Raw genomic sequence first — 18,675 nt, 5'->3', positions numbered from 1 at the left:
CGGATTTCTCTTAACATTCAACACCTTTGTGTTTAACTATAAAATTTTCGTTTTTAATATTTTCTAAAAAATATTCAGGATCTTTAAATAAATAAGGCAATGTCAATTTTTTACTTTCAAATTCTTTTTCCCAAACCTCTTCTGACATTAAAGCACTAGTCAAATTACTTTGAGGATCAAGGTTAATAGCAAGTACACGCTTTTTGTACATTGTATCGCCTGCTAAGTATTCTGCTAACGCCATGACTATGGTAGTTTTACCAACTCCACCCTTGAGGTTGCAAATGCTTATCACTTTAGCTGTCATAATTTCTGGTAGATTGACGCATTTCATGAGCTACAGTTCTATGCTTCCCTGAAAATACGTCCAACTAACAAGTTCATTTTTATTTTTATATCAAAACCCATGAGCTAAATTAATCTTAAAACAATTCCCATTAATCCAAATTTCTATTAAGCCATTGATGCGATCGCTAATATTGTTGAGCTTGCTTGAATAATACTTTTTCATCCCCTACTTGTTAACTTACATCTGCATTCCTTTAGATAAAAAAATATCCCCCACTTCAGATCCCAAAAGCAGGGGTTTTGTTAAAACTACTTAACCGAAACAGCATCAACATCAATAGTGCTTGCAGTACTAGTACCATCAGTAGTATTAGATGCTTCTTCAGTCCCTACATTACCCTTACGAGCTTTCCAGCCCTCAATTACTAGCCCAGATACCTCACTAACCAGTAGGGTCAAAAGGAAAACATCATCAATCTGCCCCACAACGGGTATAAAGTCAGGGACAATATCAATTGGACTGACCAAATAGACTAACGTTCCTAAAACTACCCACCAACGGTACTTGGGGTTGCGAAGCAAATTGCCATACCAGGCGTAAAGTGATTGGATTGAAAATTTCATATTTTGAACCTCCGATTATCTTTAATTTTGACAAATAATCCTCAATACTCCCGGTGGGAATAACCGTCCTAGTTAGTCTGGAAGACGCTACTCGCAATTTATCACCAAATGTTTAACCTGGAATTTTACCCAAGAGTCTTGTTCCGCCAGGTTTTCGTTGATTTGGAATGTAAACTTTTTTTTCTGTGCTGCAATAAATATATTTCTTAATAACAAATAAATTGGATGGATATTAATTGCCTATTTTGTAAAGGAATCCTAGCTATATAAAAAATCTAAAGTTTCGTCTCTTTAAGTGGAGATTGCGATCGCAGATAATGCTGGAGGAATGCCAGAACACGTTAAAAATCGGGACTTCAATCCTTTTTTCACTACCAAACCTGGAGGCAAAGGGACAGGTATGGGTATGGCAATCAGCTATCAAATTATCACTGAAAAACATGGTGGTAAATTGCAATGTTTTTCTATTCTTGGTGAAGGAAGCGAGTTTATCATTCAATTGCCTACCCAGCAGTAGGTTTGTCTAGTCGTCTAAGTCAAATACGCCATACTTACACCGTCTTTTCAGGTTTTCGAGAAATTTATATTTTGGAAGTCCCTCATTTTGCATTAATCTCTAGAATTAAAATGCTCTAGCACATTTGCTCTAGTCGTAGAGGGAGGAAACTTAAACTGTGGATATTTTAGATTTGTTTTATAAGGGCGGGCCCGCCATGTGGCCTTTGCTTATTCTGTCGATTCTATCTTTAAGTGTCATTTTTGAGCGTCTGTGGTTCTGGCTGCGAATTTTGACTCAAGAAAAGCAAATAGTCAATCGCATCCTAGATGCTGCCCAGGATAATTGGCAAGAAGCTGCGGATATAGCAAGAGGTGCAAGCCATCAACCTGTTGGGCGTTTTCTCTATGCCCCTTTACGTTTTCCGAAAACTGATGCGGAAACCTTTCGACTAGCACTTGAATCGACAGCTGAAGATGAATTGGCTGGAATGCGGCGGGGAGAAAAGCTTTTAGAAGCTGTAATTGCCCTCGCGCCCCTGTTGGGATTATTAGGTACAGTTTTAGGTCTAATCCAGTCTCTGCGCTCAATTCGCATTGGCGATTTGGGAACTGAATCTACCGCCGGAGTGACTACTGGTATTGGTGAATCCTTAATTAGTACGGCAGCAGGACTAATAGTTGCCATCATTAGTTTGGTATTTTATCGCCTATTTCAAAGTTTTGTAGTCAACCAAGTCAAAGTTTTTCGGAAGGCAGGGAATGAGATGGAATTGCTCTACCGCCAGTCGCCTCCTGATTTTAGTAATAGTACATCAGCAATTGTACGGGAAAATTTTACTCCACCCCGCAAGTCAGGAAAGACTAGATTACCTGAACCTCCTGAACCTCCGAATCTGCCTAATTAGTCAATAATTCAACCCCGAATCAAGCGATTATTTTGAGAAAATGAAAGTTAATCTACACACCCCAATTGAAGAAGTCCAAATTCAAATCATCCCTTTAATTGATGTTGTTTTTTGTATCCTGACATTTTTTTTGTTAGCGGCTTTACAATTTACGCGGCAACAGGCAATAAATGTTGATTTGCCCAAAGCCAGCCCTAGTACAGTATCTGGAATAACATCCCAGAGTGGCAGTCTGATTGTAACTATCGATGCTGTTGGCAATACTTACATAGAAAAACAGGCTGTAAAACGGGACGATTTGGGAGCAAGGTTAAAACAGTATCTTCAAGCAAACCCCAGTGCTGTGGTAGTGCTAAATGCTTCGCGGACAGCAACTTACAATGATGTGATTGAGACATTGGATTTGCTACGCCAAGTAGGAGGCGATCGCGTTTCTTTGGGAATTATTCCTGGCCCATCTCAACCACCCACTAACTCACTCAACCAGCCTAATTTTCCCTCTTTCCCAATCGATCCAGGTACAGCACCAGTTCCAGGCATCAATCCCGAAGGCAATCTTAGCCCTAAATTTCCATTAGCGCCCAATTCCGTACCCTTTCCCACAACTGGGCCTTCAAGTGGGCAAGGTATCAATCCTATTAATCCTGGTCTTTCTAACCCACCAGCATCCCAAGCGCCTGTAGCACCGCAACAAACCCAACCTCCTCTTAAAAGATGAAATAGGGACATGAGGCATGGGGCATTGCACAGAAGAGGCAGAGGGCAGGGGGAAGGGTGCAAAGAGGAGGAATTTTTCCCTACTTACTCCCTGCCTCCCTTGCTTCTCGTGGCTCCCCTGCCTCTCCCTTCATCCTTTTTCCCAAACCTAAAGATATCTAGAATAAATCCCGGCTAGAGAAAAAAAAACTGCTAATTTACAAATAATTAGGTTGAGCTTTAAAGATTTCGCATTGTATAGACTGAGCAATTTCTCGCCAATTGCCATTCACGTTTCATACCATCGGGAAGAATGTCTTGTTTGATTCGATGGGTTAACAAATTGGAAAGCGCTTGTATCAAGCATCTTTCGGTGTGTCCTAATTACATACAAATTACGCAGCTTGCTTCTCGCTGAAGGCGAGTATTACTATTTAATATCAGGGGTTGTAGCATGAATATCGTTACGCTTTTAATTGTTTGGGTAGTAACAGCTATCAGCCTGTTGATAATTAGTAAATTACCTTTAGGAGTTGAAATTGACACTCCTGGTAAAGCCTTTCTTTCTGCCGCAGTGCTTGGGATCGTGACGGCAATAGTCAGACCGATTTTAAGCCTCATTTTTGCAGTTCCAAATTTACTCACGCTGGACTTACTATCAGGCATTTTCACTTTTATGATTGCCGTAGTTTGTTTTAGTCTTGCTGCTTGGTTGGTAGAAGGCTTTCGCTTACGTTACGGTATTTGGAGTGCTGTTCTTGGAGCATTTACGCTGACTATAATTAACAGCTTAATCTACAAACTATTGGGGCTTTAAAATCAATAGTGAGGAGTGAGGGGTTAGGAATTAGGAGTTATTAACAACTCATCACTCGTAACTCCTAACTCCTAATTTCTAACTCCCATTTCCTAACTATTCGTTGGAACTTGGGGGAGCAGCAGGGGCCGTTGATTGTTGTTTACGTTGTTCGCGTTTTTTGCGATCGGCTGAGAGCATATCTGCCATCACCACTAGCGCTTGCGCCATCTTATCTAGGTTAGAACGGTATAGCTCTAAATCCTTGTTGAGTTTGTCATTAGATATATGCAAGCCAGCAGCGATCGCTTTTAGCGCCTCAGTGAGTTGCTTTTGATCTTTGACTAATTCAGGATCTGACTGTTCCAATAACGAAAATAGACCAATTGCGAACAATCGGTTGTATTTAAAGTTAGGATTGTTGGCGATCGCTTGCAGTTGTGCTTGCAAGTCAGTATCTCGATCTAAGTAAGTAGTTTGGCCTAGCCACCCAATTAAATCTTTAACTGGCAAACCTTTAGCTACAGCTTGCAATCTTTCAGCATCCTGCCGATAGTGTTGCGGATCTTGTTCTATAGCCCGACACAGGGCGTTAAAAATTGATTCTTGATCCCTTTCTGGTTGATAGCCTTGCATGAAGCGGTCAAAAGTAGTGACGACGCCCAAGGCATAAATTGGATTGTAGCTAAAATCGATATTTACTGACAGCAGATGCATTTCTACCATCAATTCTTCTACCACCCGACGATAAATAGTGTTAATCGGACGGGTGTGAAGATTGTAAAAAGTTCGTTTTGTATCAGAGACAGTACGGACGTTATTCACAAAGAAAATGTTAAGGGCGACGTATCTTTATTTTCTCGCTTAAAGGCTACTTTGCCAAGTTGAGCTTTTGACTAGTGACGGTTTCATTTACAATATAGACAAATCAGAAGTATTTTGTAAGCTAGTAGCTACAGGGGATTAAGACTCTTTCCTCTCAGAACTAGTCAAAAATAAATAAAATATTATTTATCCTTAATGATTTGTTTATCACATTTATGAACTTCTCGCCACAGTTAATTGCTCTAGGTGAGTATCTAGCCGGTGAATTTGATAATCAGGAACAAGCAATAGAAGAGCCAGTTTGGTATGTCCATCTCCGAATGTGGCAAAGACGAGTAAATTTGTTCACAGAAGATAGCATTACCCTGTTTGCCGAACAAGCTAGCGTGATTAACTTAGATAAACCTTACCGCCAGCGCATTATGCGGTTGCGCCAGGGCCGCGATGACGCATCTTTAGAAGTGCAATACTACATGCCTCAAGATCCAGATGCATTAAGAGGCTCAGGCAGTAACCCTGCTCTACTGAACACCCTAACACCCGAACAATTAGATTTACTACCAGGTTGTATCCTGACAGTAACTCATGAAACATTAGCGTGCGATCGCTATAAGTTTACTGCCACCCCACAATCAGAGGCTTGTTGCAGCTTTACTTATCTTGGTAATAGCATCTATGTTTCCTTGGGGTTTGAAACAACTGCGACAGAATTTCACAGCTACGACAAAGGCATTGATCCAGAAACTGGAAAAGCAACTTGGGGAGCGATTATGGGCCCTTATCGCTACACCAAGCGGAATCAGTATTAAAGTAAGATAAACTTATGAATCATAAGTTACGAGTTATGGACTTCCAATTAACTCCCGTACAGACTTGATTAATAAAGTCTCTACTTGTAACTTTTTTAGCTAGCGATGCTACGGGGTACACCCTCTAAAGCTTCATCTTCTGTTTCAAAGATTTCAAAGACAGTATCCATCATCGTTACTTCAAACACGAGTTTGGCTTCTGGATGTACATTGCAGATCCGGAAACTGCCCTTGACTTTATCAGCATCACGCATTCCAGCGACCAAAGATGTAAGACCAGAACTATCAATAAAATTTACCTGAGCCAAATTTACAACTACATGTCGGCTGAGTTTGGAAATACACTCTTGTAATTTCAGGCGAAATTGCCAAGCAGTGGTAATGTCTAAACGACCAGATGGTGTCAAGACAATAACGGTGTTTCCGTCTTGGGTTGTATAAGTTTTTTGGTCTATATGAATCACTAAAGCCCTCCCCTTGGCATTTATCTTAAGATTAGCTAGTTACAGAATTGTCTAATGCTGTCACTTGAGATTAACAAGCTATAGCTAAAATTGTCACCTTTTTCTGCTAAGTGCTTAACTTTAGTAGTTATAACTCACCAAAATAGTGGGGAGTAGTAATTTTAAATTAAGGAGTGGGGAGTGGGGAGTGGGGAGCAGGGGGAGCAGGGGGAGATGAGGGGGACAAGGGAGAATAACCATGCCCAATGCCCAATCCCCAATGCCCAATGCCCAGTTCCTATTATTTATTGAGGTGGTGTCCAGTTGATCCAATCTTGAGGCTTAAGAAAGGTTTCATACAACTCGGCTTCTGGGGAATTGGGTTCCGGTTGATAGCCGTATTCCCAACGCACTAAGGGCGGTAGGGACATGAGAATTGATTCGGTGCGTCCGTTGGTTTGCAGACCAAAAATAGTGCCTCGGTCATAAACCAAGTTAAATTCTACATACCGTCCTCGGCGGTAGAGTTGAAAATTCCGTTGGCGATCGCCATACTCCATCCCATGTCGCCGTTCTACAATTGGCACGTAGGCTGGTAAAAATGCCTTACCACAGTCTTGCACAAAAGCAAACAAATCTTCCCAATTGCGGGTTTCTGGTATTCCCACCTGGTTGCTATGAATAGCCGCTTCCCCATTGGGATTTGGCCCACGATATAAAGCACCTTGACCATCTTGGTAATCAAAAAACAGACCACCTACACCCCGTGTCTCATCACGATGCTTGAGGTAAAAATATTCATCACACCAGCGCTTAAACACCGGGTAATAATCTGGGTGGTGTTTGTCACAAGCTTGTTTTAATGTTTTGTGCAAATGTGCTGCATCTTCAGCAAAGGGGTAATAAGGTGTCAAGTCAAGACCACCACCAAACCACCACACTGGCCCCGCTTCAAAGTAGCGATAATTTAGATGAACTGTGGGCACATAAGGATTGTGAGGATGTAATACCATTGAAGTGCCCGTGGCATAAAAGCCATGCCCTGCTGCTTCAGGGCGTTGAGCTAAAATTGAGGCCGGCAAATGGGAACCCCAAACTTCAGAAAAATTTACACCTGCTTGTTCAAATATTGCACCTTCTCGCAGCACGCGCGATCGCCCTCCACCCCCTTCAGGGCGTTCCCAACTATCTTCATGAAATTTACCCACACCATCTAGTTTTCCCAATGATTCGGCAATTTCGTCTTGCAGCTGTTTCATAAACTGACTGACTCTAATCTGAGCGTCAGGTGCTGGCAATGACTTGGATGATTCTGCTGCTACAGTTGGTGTTTGCGAGTTGGTCAACATAGATTCCCGAACCTAAATTACAATTTCCAGAAAGCCACAAATTTCTTATTTTAAAAATTTGGGGGAAACACGCGCCAAAAATCAAGCTCTATTTGCCCAACCCGCTTTTTTCTTAGTGGTTAAGCATTTATACGATTGATGGGCATCACTAGAGTTATTTTCCCTCAAATGCGTATAGGCTTGTATATTGACTGAGTTTTATTTTGTTAATTTTAACTATTTCGCTCATTTGGTACTCCAAGGAACTGAGCGTAGTTGCACACAATACCAGAGTTCCTAGAAAGTGTCTAGGGAGGAGGATTAGGAAAATGCAAGATTGGTTATCCAAATTCATCCACCGCAAACGTCGTCGGTTTTGCGCTTCTCTGGTGCGGACTTATCGAGAGATTAGTTATGTTTCTGTAGATGAACTGTGGCAAAAAGTTGCTGACTTAACGGATGTTTCCTGGCATCCGCTTCTTAAGAGTACTAATGTACCCTACGGATTAGTACCCAAACCAGGATTGATTTATCATGCTGTAACACGTTTTTCGCCGATTCCTATCCGTATTTTTGTGGAGCGCGTTAATCACAGGGAGATGCTAAGTATCCGAGTACTGGCAATTCCGGGGATAGAGGAACGAGTGACTTATAAAGTAGAGTCAACGGTTTGTGGTACTTGTTTGTCTTATTCTGTAACCCTACGGGGTTGGTTATCGCCTCTGATTTGGTCTTTATCCCGTCCTTATGCAGACCGCGTAGCACGGGCTTTAGTAGAAGCAGCAGAAAAGACGGCATTGCCAACAGTCTCCGGCAAGAAAAAATCTCTTGATGACAGTTGTTTTGATTTTTAGGGAACCGGGAAGAAGCAAGGGGGCAGGGGAGCAGGGGGCAGGGGAGCAGGGGGCAGGGGAGCAGGGGGCAGGGGGACAAGGGGACAAGGGGACAAGGGGTGAGAACTTGAAACAAGTCTTTCTCCTTGTCCCCAATTCGCAATTTGCAATTCGCAATTCCCAATGCCCAAAGAAAGTTAAGATTTTATTAGGTAATAATGCTATTTACTAAGTTTTATTACGGCATTGGCAGTGAAAACACTAAGCTGACCTTACTTAAGAAAGTATCGAGTTAATAGCTAAGATGTTCGCCACAAGATGTATCTATTCATTATTGAATTTTAAATTTTTATGTACGATGTCCTCGATTCTCGTTCTGTCTTAGAAGTGTTGCGACCAGTGGAAGATCCAGAACTCCGCAAAAGTCTGGTGGAACTGAATATGATTCGCAACGTGAAAATTGATGATGGTAAGGTTAGTTTTACATTGGTGTTGACTACTCCTGCTTGTCCTTTACGTGAATTTATCGTTGAAGACTGTAAGAAAGCTGTCAAAAAGCTACCAGGAGTTAAAGATATCAGCATAGAAGTGACGGCAGAAACACCCCAACAGAAGAGTTTGCCCGATCGCACTGGTATTTCTGGTGTTAAAAATATTATTGCTGTTTCCAGTGGCAAAGGTGGCGTTGGTAAAAGTACCGTGGCAGTGAATGTAGCAGTGGCTCTAGCCCAAACTGGGGCGAAAGTTGGCTTGTTAGATGCTGATATTTACGGCCCCAACGATCCCACTATGCTGGGTCTAGCTGATGCCCAAATTGTAGTGCGTTCCACTGAAACAGGTGACATCTTAGAACCTGCTTTTAATCACGGTGTCAAATTAGTTTCAATGGGCTTTTTGATCGACCGAGATCAACCAGTAATTTGGCGGGGGCCTATGCTCAATGGTGTAATTCGCCAGTTTCTCTATCAAGTTGAATGGGGTGAACTGGATTATCTGATTGTAGATATGCCACCAGGAACCGGAGATGCTCAGTTAACTTTAACTCAAGCAGTGCCGATGGCAGGGGCAGTCATTGTCACCACACCGCAAAATGTAGCCTTGTTAGATTCTCGTAAGGGATTGCGGATGTTTCAGCAGATGAATGTCCCGGTATTGGGAATCGTGGAAAATATGAGCTATTTTATCCCCCCCGATCAACCAGATAAGCAGTATGACATCTTTGGTTCCGGTGGTGGCTCCAAAACCGCCACAGAATTGGGAGTACCACTCTTGGGGTGCGTACCGCTAGAGATTTCCACACGAGTTGGTGGTGATAGTGGTGTGCCGATAGTTGTTGGCGATCCAGATTCAGCTTCAGCAAAAGCGTTAACCGCGATCGCTCTTACCATTGCCGGTAAAGTATCAGTTGCTGCTTTGACATAATTAACTTTAATTTTTATCTGCTTCCTGGGCTACGTCTTGGGAATACTAAAGATTGATTGGGAGTGGAGAAGAAGCAAGGGAGCAGGGGAGAAGAATTAATAACCATTCCCAATTCCCAATTCCCAATTCCCAATTCCCCATTTCCAACACTTAAAAAAGTCTAAATTGGCACAATGTTATTAAAACGATCGCTCCCCAAAATTCGCTGGAAGTCTTGGGTTAAGCCTTGGCAGAACGTAGATTGGCTACTATTTTGTCTACCAGTCGCTGTCAGTATCTTTGGTGGCCTCATGATCCTCAGTACGGAACTGAAGCAGCCAGTAACTGATTGGTGGTGGCATTGGATGGTAGCCGGTATCGGCGTGCTTATAGCCCTGTTTTTATCTCGCATCCGTTACGAACTCTTGATGCAGTGGCACTGGGTAACTTATGCAATAACGAACTTCAGCTTAATCACAGTAATGATTGCTGGTACTAGCGCTAAAGGGGCACAGAGGTGGATCAGTATTGCTGGTTTTAACGTGCAACCCTCAGAATTTGCCAAAGTCGGGATGATTATCACCTTAGCAGCTTTGCTACATAGGCGCACTGCTTCTACCCTCGAAGGTGTTTTCCGTGTTTTGGCGATCACCGCCATACCTTGGGGACTAATATTTTTACAGCCAGATTTAGCAACATCAATGGTATTTGGTGCGATCGTCTTAGGAATGCTTTACTGGGCAAATGCTAACCCAGGCTGGTTAATTCTGATGATTTCTCCTGTGGTTGCCGCCATTTTGTTTAGTATATCTTGGCCTTTATCAGAGCCGATAGTTTTATTCAAAGAACTATCTTTTGGCCCATTAGGAATAGTTTGGTCATTTGCAATGGCTATTGTAGGCTGGCAAACTCTTCCTTGGCGTCGATTTGGTTTGGGTACTATCGGTGCTTGGATTCTCAATCTACTGGGTGGTGAATTAGGAGTCTTCGCTTGGAACCATATTTTGAAAGAGTACCAAAAAGATCGGTTAACTGTATTCATGAATCCCGATCACGATCCACTCGGTGCTGGATATCACTTGATCCAATCTCGTATTGCTATTGGTGCTGGTGAAATTTGGGGATGGGGCCTGTTCAAGGGGCCAATGACGCAACTGAATTTCGTACCTGAACAGCATACAGACTTTATTTTCTCCGCAGTGGGCGAAGAATTCGGTTTTGTTGGTTGTCTGGTAGTACTGTTTGTCTTCTGTTTAATTTGCTTCCGTCTACTGCATGTTGCCCAAACCGCCAAAGATAACTTTGGTTCCTTGTTGGCTATTGGCGTTTTGTCCATGATTGTGTTTCAGCTAATTGTGAACGTTGGCATGACTGTAGGTTTAGCGCCTGTGGCAGGAATCCCTCTACCTTGGATGAGTTATGGGCGTTCTGCTATGCTGACTAACTTCATTGCTTTGGGAATAGTAGAATCGGTAGCAAATTTTCGTCAAAAGCAGAAGTATTATTAATTCGTCATTGGTCATTTGTCCTTTGTCCTTTGCTAATGACCAATGACTAATGACAAATGACTAATAAGAAGTATTAAGCTATTAAAAGGAAACAAGCGAGGCTAAAAACATGATTCTGCCTGGAGCAACTGTTCGCGTCAAGAATCCCGCAGATACTTATTATCGCTACGAAGGACTCGTGCAACGGGTAAGTGATGGCAAAGTAGCCGTATTATTTGAAGGTGGTAACTGGGATAAATTAATTACCTTCCGTTTGAGCGAATTGGAACTTGTAGAAATTACAGCCGGACGTAAAAAAGCCAAATAAAATTAGTCATTAGTCATTTGTCTGTTGTCATTTGGCAAAAACTAATGACTAATGACCGATGACTAATGACTAATGACTAAATTACTATGCGCCTCCCATTACCACAGTTTGCTACTGGCGATCGCCATCCTAACCACATTGCAGAGGTAATTGAAACTACTAGTACCGAATTTTTAGCTCAGTGTCTGGAACCGGAAGATTTGAGCTTTCCTTCCATGCCACCCTTCGGTAGTTGGGTTTGTTCTGTAGATGAAGAATCTGGCAACCAAGTCTATGGTGTAGTATATTATGCTACTACAATGCCTATAGACTCTGTACACCGGGCTAGGGCTTTGGGGTTGTCATTGCAAGACTTACGCGAGGAACAACCCCAAATATTCGCCATGCTGAGAACAGAATTTCGGGCTGCGATCGTGGGATTTGAACAATCTTCCCAGAATCGAGGTTATAACCAAAGAATATATCAGTATCTACCACCCCGTCCCCCGCAAATTCATCAAGCTGTTTATCGGTGTGAACCAGAAGCGATCGTTAAATTTACTGAAGAACTAGATTTTTTGCGGACACTGCTTTGTATTAACGGTGCGCCAGTCGAATCTTTAACCGCAGCTGCCATCCGAGATGTATACCAGTTACGCAAAGCTGACCGAGAATGGCTAATTAAAGCTGGACGTAACCTGAGCGTGCTACTTAAAGACGACTACGATCGCTTGCGGTTTATTTTAAGTCAAATCCATCCGTAGGTAGTTAGTTCTTAAACAATTACCTAGTTAGTGTAAATTGATATTTTTAATTTTTTAATTTTTCGTCAGGTGGCTTCTCTATTTATTTATATCCATCAGGCGATCGCCCCAAGGTAATCGCAGTTTCACCATAGCCCCTTCAATTCCTACATGATGGAACTCATATCACAAGTTCTTGTTCTGGAACCAAATTCCCAAGTTCTTGGCAAGGAACCAATTGTTCCCTTTGCTATTTTGCTGGTGGTTATCTTAGTTATCCCCATCCTGTTTGAGCGGCTAAGATTACCAGGATTAGTAGGTTTGGTTTTCTCAGGGCTAGTACTTGGGCCTTCAGGCTGGCATCTATTTCAGTCTGACTCACCGATGATTAACCTGCTATCAGACATTGGGTTAATTTATTTGCTGTTTGTCGCAGGGCTGGAAGTCGATTTAGAAAAGTTTCGTCGGCAAAAAAGTCGTGCCTTTGGGTTTGCTAGCTTGACTTTCACTGTTCCCCTAGCAATGGGAACCTTATTAGGGTTGATTTTAGGCTATGGCTGGAATATTGCAATCTTAATTGGCTCTTTATTCGTTTCCTATACCCTTTTGGCATATCCCATCATCAGCCGTTTAGGAGTGGTAAACAATGAAGCTGTTACTGCCGCAATTGGAGCTAAGATTTTTACAGATATTGGCGCAGTACTGATATTAGCCGTTTGTGTTGGCATCGCTCATGATGGCGTATTCAGCTTTGCTGAACTACTTACCTTATGCGGCCGGTTAACTATTTACTCGGTTGCCGTTGTTACAGGCTTTGATTGGGCAGGCAAGGAATTTTTCAAGCGGTCTGGAGATGACGAAGGAAACAAGTTTTTGTTTGTATTGCTTTCTGTCTTTCTGGCGGCCGTGGGCGCTCAATTGATTGGCATAGAAAAAATTGTTGGTGCTTTTTTAGCGGGTTTGGCAGTAAATGAAGCTGTGGGTGAAGGCCCGGTCAAAGAAAAGGTAGTATTTATTGGCAGTGTACTGTTTATTCCCATTTTCTTTGTTGACCTTGGCTTACTGATCGATCTACCCGCCTTTGTGAACAACTTGGGCACGCTCAAGTTAACCCTGTTGATGATAGTCGGTTTGATTATCAGTAAATTAATTGCAGCTTTATTTACAAAACTCGTTTACCGCTACAAATGGCGAGAAACCCTAACCATCTGGTCGCTATCACTTCCCCAGGTTGGTACAACTTTAGCAGCTACGTTAGTGGGATATCGGGCTGGGTTGCTTCCACTAGAAATATTAAACAGTGTCATTGTTTTAATGGTTGTTACATCAACCTTGGGGCCGTTGATTACCAATCGAATAGCTGTTGGCTTGAATTCCTTACCAACCCAAGATCCAGCAACGCCTCTACCTGACCAGAATGCACCAGAAACAGATAGTGCTTTTACAATAGTTGTACCTGTTTATAATCCTCATACCGAACAGCATTTGATTGAAATGGCGGCCTTATTAGCACGTCAGTCCCAGGGAAAAATCATACCACTGGCGATCGCTAATGCTGCTGCTCACATGGATGCACCGCAGTTAGAAGTTTCTCTCCAACGTAGTGAGCAATTATTGACCAAAGCCACGGCACACAGTCGATTATTAGGTGTTACCGCAGAACCAATGCTGCGAATCGATGATGCCTTTGCTCAAGGAATTAGCCGAGCCGCCCGCGAACAAAAGGCTAATTTAATTGTTATGGGTTGGGGTAAACGGACTGGGTTACGAGCGCGTTTATTTGGAAATGTAATTGATGGGGTGCTTTGGGCATCACATTGTCCAGTAGCGGTGACACGTTTAGTAGAATCACCGAAAAAAATCCAGCGCATCTTAGTACCGGTGGAAAACTTAGCAGCACCTATATTACAGCCTGTACAATTTGCCCAGATGTTGGCGGAAGCAAATCAGAGCCATATTACCGTGCTAAATGTGTGCGATCGCCGCACTAGTTCCAGCAAAATTGCTTGGAGGCGATCGCATCTCTCTCTAATGGTGTCTAATTTAGCTTTGGCTAATGCCCCAGAAATCCAAATTATCGCTCATGAAAATGTTGCCCAAGCCATTTTACAGGCAGCACGATTATATGATTTAGTAGTTTTACCTTTTATACACAATCGTACCAGTCCTGGAGGGTTAGCCATTAGTGATGTTACAACCCAGTTAGCCAGACAAATCACCTGCTCCATCGTCATGCTTGGAGAACCGCAGCGCACTCAAACCACAAATGTAGTTATGTCTAACACGGTCAATAGCATTACGTCTGCTGTATAATAATGGGCAGATTTCAGTCCATCTGAGTGAACTGGCGCTACAATCTGCAATCAATCGATAGACTGTAGGGATGTTTGTACATTCCTATAGTCTATTTTCTGCTGATTTAGATCCAGATGAGAACAGTAGTAACCATAAACACTTTATATTATTGAAGATTTGATGAACTTTAAGTAGAAGATTGACAATATTGAGGCTAAGTTTGTTATTTTGCTAGTTAAATTGTTAAAAAAGCAGGTAAAAACATCACAAAACTATAACTGTAAAATAAGTAAGTTCAACAACACTTTTTGATTAAATACTTGTTCTTTTTTGAATTCTGTATTTTTGCCCCCAAGCTGGGTAATCTAAAAGTAAGTGCAATAGCTACTGAAAATATTTGTAAATAACTGGGAAACTATGAGAATTTTGGTGACGGGCGGTGCTGGGTTTATTGGTTCCCATCTCATCGACCGACTAATGAATGATGGGCATGAATTAATATGCTTAGATAATTTTTACACCGGTCATAAACGTAACATTCTTAAATGGTTAGGTCATCCGTACTTTGAACTGATCCGCCACGATATTACCGAACCAATTCGGTTAGAAGTGGATCAAATTTATCATTTAGCTTGTCCTGCTTCACCAGTACATTACCAGTACAACCCAGTTAAAACCGTTAAAACCAACGTTATGGGAACCCTGAATATGTTGGGGCTGGCTAAACGTGTGAAAGCTAGGTTTTTCTTGGCTTCAACGAGCGAAGTATACGGAGATCCAGAAGTTCATCCCCAACCTGAAGAGTATCGGGGTAGCGTTAATCCTATTGGGATACGTTCGTGCTACGACGAAGGTAAAAGAATTGCTGAGACTCTAGCATTTGATTACTACAGACAAAATAAAGTTGATATTCGAGTTGTTCGGATATTTAACACCTACGGGCCAAGAATGTTAGAAAACGATGGTCGGGTGGTGAGTAACTTTATAGTTCAAGCCTTGCGGGGTAATCCTTTAACCGTGTACGGTGATGGTTCACAAACTCGTAGTTTCTGCTACGTTTCCGATTTGGTAGAAGGATTCATCCGCCTGATGAATAGTGACTATATTGGCCCAGTCAATTTGGGCAATCCTGGTGAATACACGATTTTGCAATTGGCGCAAGCTGTGCAGAACATGATCAACCCAGACGCGCAAATTAAGTTCGAGCCACTACCCTCGGACGATCCCCGCCGTCGCCAGCCTGATATTACCAAGGCAAAGACTTGGTTAAATTGGGAACCTACCATTCCTCTGCAAGAGGGGTTAAAACTGACAATAGAAGATTTCCGCGATCGCATTCAAGGCGATGTCAATAATTCAATCAACTAAGCAGCGCCTAGCATTGCTCTGAATTTTCATGCAGGCTCACCCGAAGGGTAGCTAGTATGCTTAGTTGCTGAGTTTACTACTAGTGTGTTAAGTGTCATATTGATAACTTCTTTTTGAAAACTACACCCAAATAAGTTAGGGAGTCAAAGAATGCGTGTTTGCGTGATTGGTACTGGTTACGTTGGTCTAGTTACAGGTGCTTGCTTGGCTCATATTGGGCACGATGTAATTTGCGTAGACAATAACGAAGAAAAAGTTAAGCTAATGAAGTCTGGACAGTCCCCAATTTTTGAGCCGGGACTTTCAGAGATTATGCAGTCTGCGATTCAAACAGAGAAGATTCATTTTACAAGCGATCTTGCAGCTGGAGTTGCCCACGGAGAAATTCTCTTTATTGCAGTGGGAACACCACCTTTACCCACTGGTGAAAGTGATACTCGTTACGTCGAAGCTGTAGCCCGTGGGATTGGAGAAAATCTCAACGGTGGTTATAAGGTGATTGTGAATAAATCTACAGTCCCTATTGGCTCAGGTGACTGGGTACGGATGCTAGTTCTAGATGGTGTTGCAGAGCGGCAGAAAACACTTGTACCCGCAGGTGGTGTACCAAGTGATGATAAATTACCTGAGTTTGCAGCCGAGTTTGATGTAGTGAGCAATCCAGAATTTTTGCGTGAAGGTTCAGCAGTTCACGACACCTTCAACCCCGATCGCATTGTACTCGGAGGCAATAGTCAAAGAGCAGTAGCTCTAATGAAACAACTCTATGCCCCAATTGTGGAGCGCAAGTACGCTGAAGATCAATCTTTACCCCCAGTACCAATTCTGGCAACAGACCTGAGTTCGGCGGAGATGATTAAATACGCCGCCAATGCCTTCTTAGCGACTAAGATTAGTTTTATTAACGAAGTTGCTAATATTTGCGATCGCGTCGGTGCTGATGTCACTCAAGTAGCCAAAGGTATCGGTCTAGACTCCCGCATTGGTAACAAGTTTTTACAAGCTGGTATCGGCTGGGGTGGTTCCTGCTTTCCCAAAGATGTCTCCGCTCTGATTCACACTGCTGATGACTATGGTTATGAAGCCCAGCTACTAAAATCTGCCGTTAGTGTCAACGAACGCCAACGCTTGATTGCTTTAGAGAAACTCCAACAAGTTCTGAAAATCCTCAAAGGTAAAACAGTCGGGCTACTCGGACTGACCTTTAAGCCAGATACCGATGACTTGCGCGACGCTCCAGCCCTCAACCTAATTGAGCAGCTAAACCGACTGGGAGCCAAAGTTAAAGCCTACGACCCCATCGTTTCCCAAACAGGTTTGCGTCATGGGCTTTCTGGTGTGCTGGTAGAAACCGATGCCGAAAGACTAGCTGATGGCTGCGATGCTTTAGTACTCGTCACTGAATGGCAGCAGTTCAGCACTCTTGACTATGTGAAGATGGCAAAATTGATGGCTCATCCGGTTATCATTGATGGTCGTAACTTCCTCGATCCTGAAGCAATGATCCGCGCTGGATTCCAATATGTAGGTGTGGGAAGGTAGAAAGTTAGGAGTTAGGAGTTATAGGTGAAAATTAATTACAATTTATAATCAATAACTCCTGATTCTTTTAAAACCTAAATAGCCCAAGTTGTTAAGCGATCGCTTCATGTAAGATTTTTAGCGATCGCTTTGAAGTAGAAAACTAGTTATCATTCAACTAAAGTAGGTTTTGTAATCAGAATAGTTTTTTGCAAAAAAGCGCGGATGGGTAGGTGTTAATGAGGGGATGGGCAAAAAAATGGCTGTATTGCCTTATATGTAAGCACTTGAGAGCGAATACATTCCTTAAGCATCCGCGCACCTTATCTAGACTGCATTTCAGCAATTTACATCTGGTCAAATTACAAACCATCGTGTTATGATTTTTGCATTCGCGCTATTGAACCTTGAAAACCAAATAACACAAAGCTTTCAGACGCAAGCGATTGCAATTAACTAAAATCCCTATTAGGGATTGAAACGTAATGGTGAAGGTGGAGCATTTAACTTTGCTATATTGCAATTAACTAAAATCCCTATTAGGGATTGAAACAGACTGGGCAGATTTACATATCATTCCGATCGAAAATTGCAATTAACTAAAATCCCTATTAGGGATTGAAACTTAAAAGCCAGAATCCTGCTGCAAGCTAGCCGATATTGCAATTAACTAAAATCCCTATTAGGGATTGAAACATAAACATAGAATTGCTTATCTGATTGGCGAGAACCAAATTGCAATTAACTAAAATCCCTATTAGGGATTGAAACAAGTACCTGAATTGCTTATCAACTTGCTCATCAAAATTGCAATTAACTAAAATCCCTATTAGGGATTGAAACTTTGTTTTCCTCTATATCTATTCCTTTTTTCTTAATTGCAATTAACTAAAATCCCTATTAGGGATTGAAACTGAAATGCCGCTAAGAAGTAGTAAGCCTGAAGTAGATTGCAATTAACTAAAATCCCTATTAGGGATTGAAACGGGAACTGTAATCCCAGGTTCGTGACGTAGATTATATTGCAATTAACTAAAATCCCTATTAGGGATTGAAACGCTGAGATATCCCAAAGGCGGTAAAACTTTTAGAATTGCAATTAACTAAAATCCCTATTAGGGATTGAAACGTACTATGGTTGAACCACCGCGCACTGTTGCGGCTTATTGCAATTAACTAAAATCCCTATTAGGGATTGAAACTTGACGCTCTAATTGCGCCATTTCAGCAGTTACGCCAGATTGCAATTAACTAAAATCCCTATTAGGGATTGAAACAGGCGTGGGATGAGGTCGATCAAGTTTATCCAGAATTGCAATTAACTAAAATCCCTATTAGGGATTGAAACAAGTGACAACGGACAACTGACAATTTTCTTTGATGAATTGCAATTAACTAAAATCCCTATTAGGGATTGAAACAAGTTGTTTTTGTCCATCATTAAAGCTGTATTCAAATTGCAATTAACTAAAATCCCTATTAGGGATTGAAACGAAATTTGCAAGCCA

The 18,675-nt window shown here is 42.1% G+C and carries 17 protein-coding genes, 1 pseudogene and 1 CRISPR repeat array (1 of these 19 running past the window's edge); of the genes and pseudogenes, 13 read left to right on the top strand and 5 right to left on the bottom strand.

What is annotated here, in order from left to right; translation table 11 throughout:
• Positions 1-10: 10 nt before the first annotated feature.
• Positions 11-307, bottom strand: coding sequence for a ParA family protein (locus VB732_RS21120; protein WP_323232859.1), 297 nt, complete (start codon positions 305-307; stop codon positions 11-13).
• A gap of 290 nt (positions 308-597) precedes the next feature.
• Positions 598-912 carry a YkvA family protein gene (locus VB732_RS21115; protein ID WP_323232858.1) on the bottom strand — a complete coding sequence of 105 codons (315 nt, stop codon included), beginning with the start codon at positions 910-912 and terminating at the stop codon, positions 598-600.
• A gap of 295 nt (positions 913-1,207) precedes the next feature.
• Here VB732_RS21115 and VB732_RS21110 point away from each other — a divergent pair.
• From VB732_RS21110 to VB732_RS21095, 4 genes and pseudogenes are all read left to right on the top strand, one after another.
• Positions 1,208-1,429, top strand: a pseudogene (locus VB732_RS21110) (sensor histidine kinase); the annotation flags it as partial.
• Between the two features lie 157 nt (positions 1,430-1,586).
• Positions 1,587-2,315: a MotA/TolQ/ExbB proton channel family protein gene (locus VB732_RS21105; RefSeq protein ID WP_323232857.1), complete on the top strand. Its 729-nt coding sequence runs from the start codon at positions 1,587-1,589 to the stop codon at positions 2,313-2,315.
• Between the two features lie 40 nt (positions 2,316-2,355).
• Positions 2,356-3,033, top strand: a complete 678-nt coding sequence (locus VB732_RS21100) for an ExbD/TolR family protein (protein ID WP_323232856.1) — start codon at positions 2,356-2,358, stop codon at positions 3,031-3,033.
• 432 nt (positions 3,034-3,465) lie between these two features.
• A complete protein-coding gene (locus tag VB732_RS21095) occupies positions 3,466-3,828 on the top strand; it encodes a phage holin family protein (RefSeq protein WP_323232855.1) in 363 nt (120 codons plus the stop codon).
• 96 nt (positions 3,829-3,924) lie between these two features.
• Here VB732_RS21095 and psb29 read toward each other — a convergent pair whose 3' ends face one another.
• The gene (gene psb29, locus VB732_RS21090) at positions 3,925-4,632 is read right to left on the bottom strand and encodes a photosystem II biogenesis protein Psp29 (protein ID WP_323232854.1); all 708 of its coding nucleotides are present in this window, start codon (positions 4,630-4,632) and stop codon (positions 3,925-3,927) included.
• Between the two features lie 215 nt (positions 4,633-4,847).
• Between psb29 and VB732_RS21085 the strand changes: the two genes are divergently transcribed.
• Positions 4,848-5,441, top strand: coding sequence for a chromophore lyase CpcT/CpeT (locus VB732_RS21085; RefSeq protein ID WP_323232853.1), 594 nt, complete (start codon positions 4,848-4,850; stop codon positions 5,439-5,441).
• Between the two features lie 95 nt (positions 5,442-5,536).
• Here VB732_RS21085 and VB732_RS21080 read toward each other — a convergent pair whose 3' ends face one another.
• Positions 5,537-5,905, bottom strand: coding sequence for an STAS domain-containing protein (locus VB732_RS21080; protein WP_323232852.1), 369 nt, complete (start codon positions 5,903-5,905; stop codon positions 5,537-5,539).
• 284 nt (positions 5,906-6,189) lie between these two features.
• Positions 6,190-7,233: an oxygen-dependent coproporphyrinogen oxidase gene (hemF, locus tag VB732_RS21075; protein ID WP_323232851.1), complete on the bottom strand. Its 1,044-nt coding sequence runs from the start codon at positions 7,231-7,233 to the stop codon at positions 6,190-6,192.
• A 308-nt stretch (positions 7,234-7,541) separates the two neighbouring features.
• On the opposite strand from hemF, the gene VB732_RS21070 reads away from it, so the two are divergent.
• From VB732_RS21070 to VB732_RS21035, 8 genes are all read left to right on the top strand, one after another.
• Positions 7,542-8,066, top strand: a complete 525-nt coding sequence (locus VB732_RS21070) for an SRPBCC family protein (protein WP_323232850.1) — start codon at positions 7,542-7,544, stop codon at positions 8,064-8,066.
• Positions 8,067-8,396: 330 nt separating this feature from the next.
• Positions 8,397-9,467, top strand: a complete 1,071-nt coding sequence (locus VB732_RS21065; RefSeq protein ID WP_323232849.1) for an Mrp/NBP35 family ATP-binding protein — start codon at positions 8,397-8,399, stop codon at positions 9,465-9,467.
• A gap of 173 nt (positions 9,468-9,640) precedes the next feature.
• A complete protein-coding gene (gene rodA / locus VB732_RS21060) occupies positions 9,641-10,954 on the top strand; it encodes a rod shape-determining protein RodA (RefSeq protein WP_323232848.1) in 1,314 nt (437 codons plus the stop codon).
• Positions 10,955-11,063: 109 nt separating this feature from the next.
• Positions 11,064-11,261 carry an NAD(P)H dehydrogenase subunit NdhS gene (locus VB732_RS21055; RefSeq protein ID WP_323232847.1) on the top strand — a complete coding sequence of 66 codons (198 nt, stop codon included), beginning with the start codon at positions 11,064-11,066 and terminating at the stop codon, positions 11,259-11,261.
• A gap of 86 nt (positions 11,262-11,347) precedes the next feature.
• Positions 11,348-12,004 carry an HAS-barrel domain-containing protein gene (locus VB732_RS21050; RefSeq protein ID WP_012411448.1) on the top strand — a complete coding sequence of 219 codons (657 nt, stop codon included), beginning with the start codon at positions 11,348-11,350 and terminating at the stop codon, positions 12,002-12,004.
• A gap of 153 nt (positions 12,005-12,157) precedes the next feature.
• Positions 12,158-14,296, top strand: coding sequence for a cation:proton antiporter (locus tag VB732_RS21045; protein WP_323232860.1), 2,139 nt, complete (start codon positions 12,158-12,160; stop codon positions 14,294-14,296).
• Positions 14,297-14,695: 399 nt separating this feature from the next.
• The gene (locus VB732_RS21040) at positions 14,696-15,646 is read left to right on the top strand and encodes a UDP-glucuronic acid decarboxylase family protein (RefSeq protein WP_323232846.1); all 951 of its coding nucleotides are present in this window, start codon (positions 14,696-14,698) and stop codon (positions 15,644-15,646) included.
• A gap of 150 nt (positions 15,647-15,796) precedes the next feature.
• A complete protein-coding gene (locus VB732_RS21035; protein ID WP_323232845.1) occupies positions 15,797-17,188 on the top strand; it encodes a UDP-glucose/GDP-mannose dehydrogenase family protein in 1,392 nt (463 codons plus the stop codon).
• A 424-nt stretch (positions 17,189-17,612) separates the two neighbouring features.
• Positions 17,613-18,675: direct repeats of the CRISPR family, unit length 37 nt; unit sequence ATTGCAATTAACTAAAATCCCTATTAGGGATTGAAAC (it continues 568 nt past the right edge of the window).

Origin of the sequence: Nostoc sp. UHCC 0252 (genome assembly GCF_034931145.1) — a bacterium.
Taxonomy (GTDB): Bacteria; Cyanobacteriota; Cyanobacteriia; order Cyanobacteriales; family Nostocaceae; genus Nostoc.
Note: the sequence above shows the minus strand (reverse complement) of the source record. Positions and strands in the feature narration are given on the sequence as shown.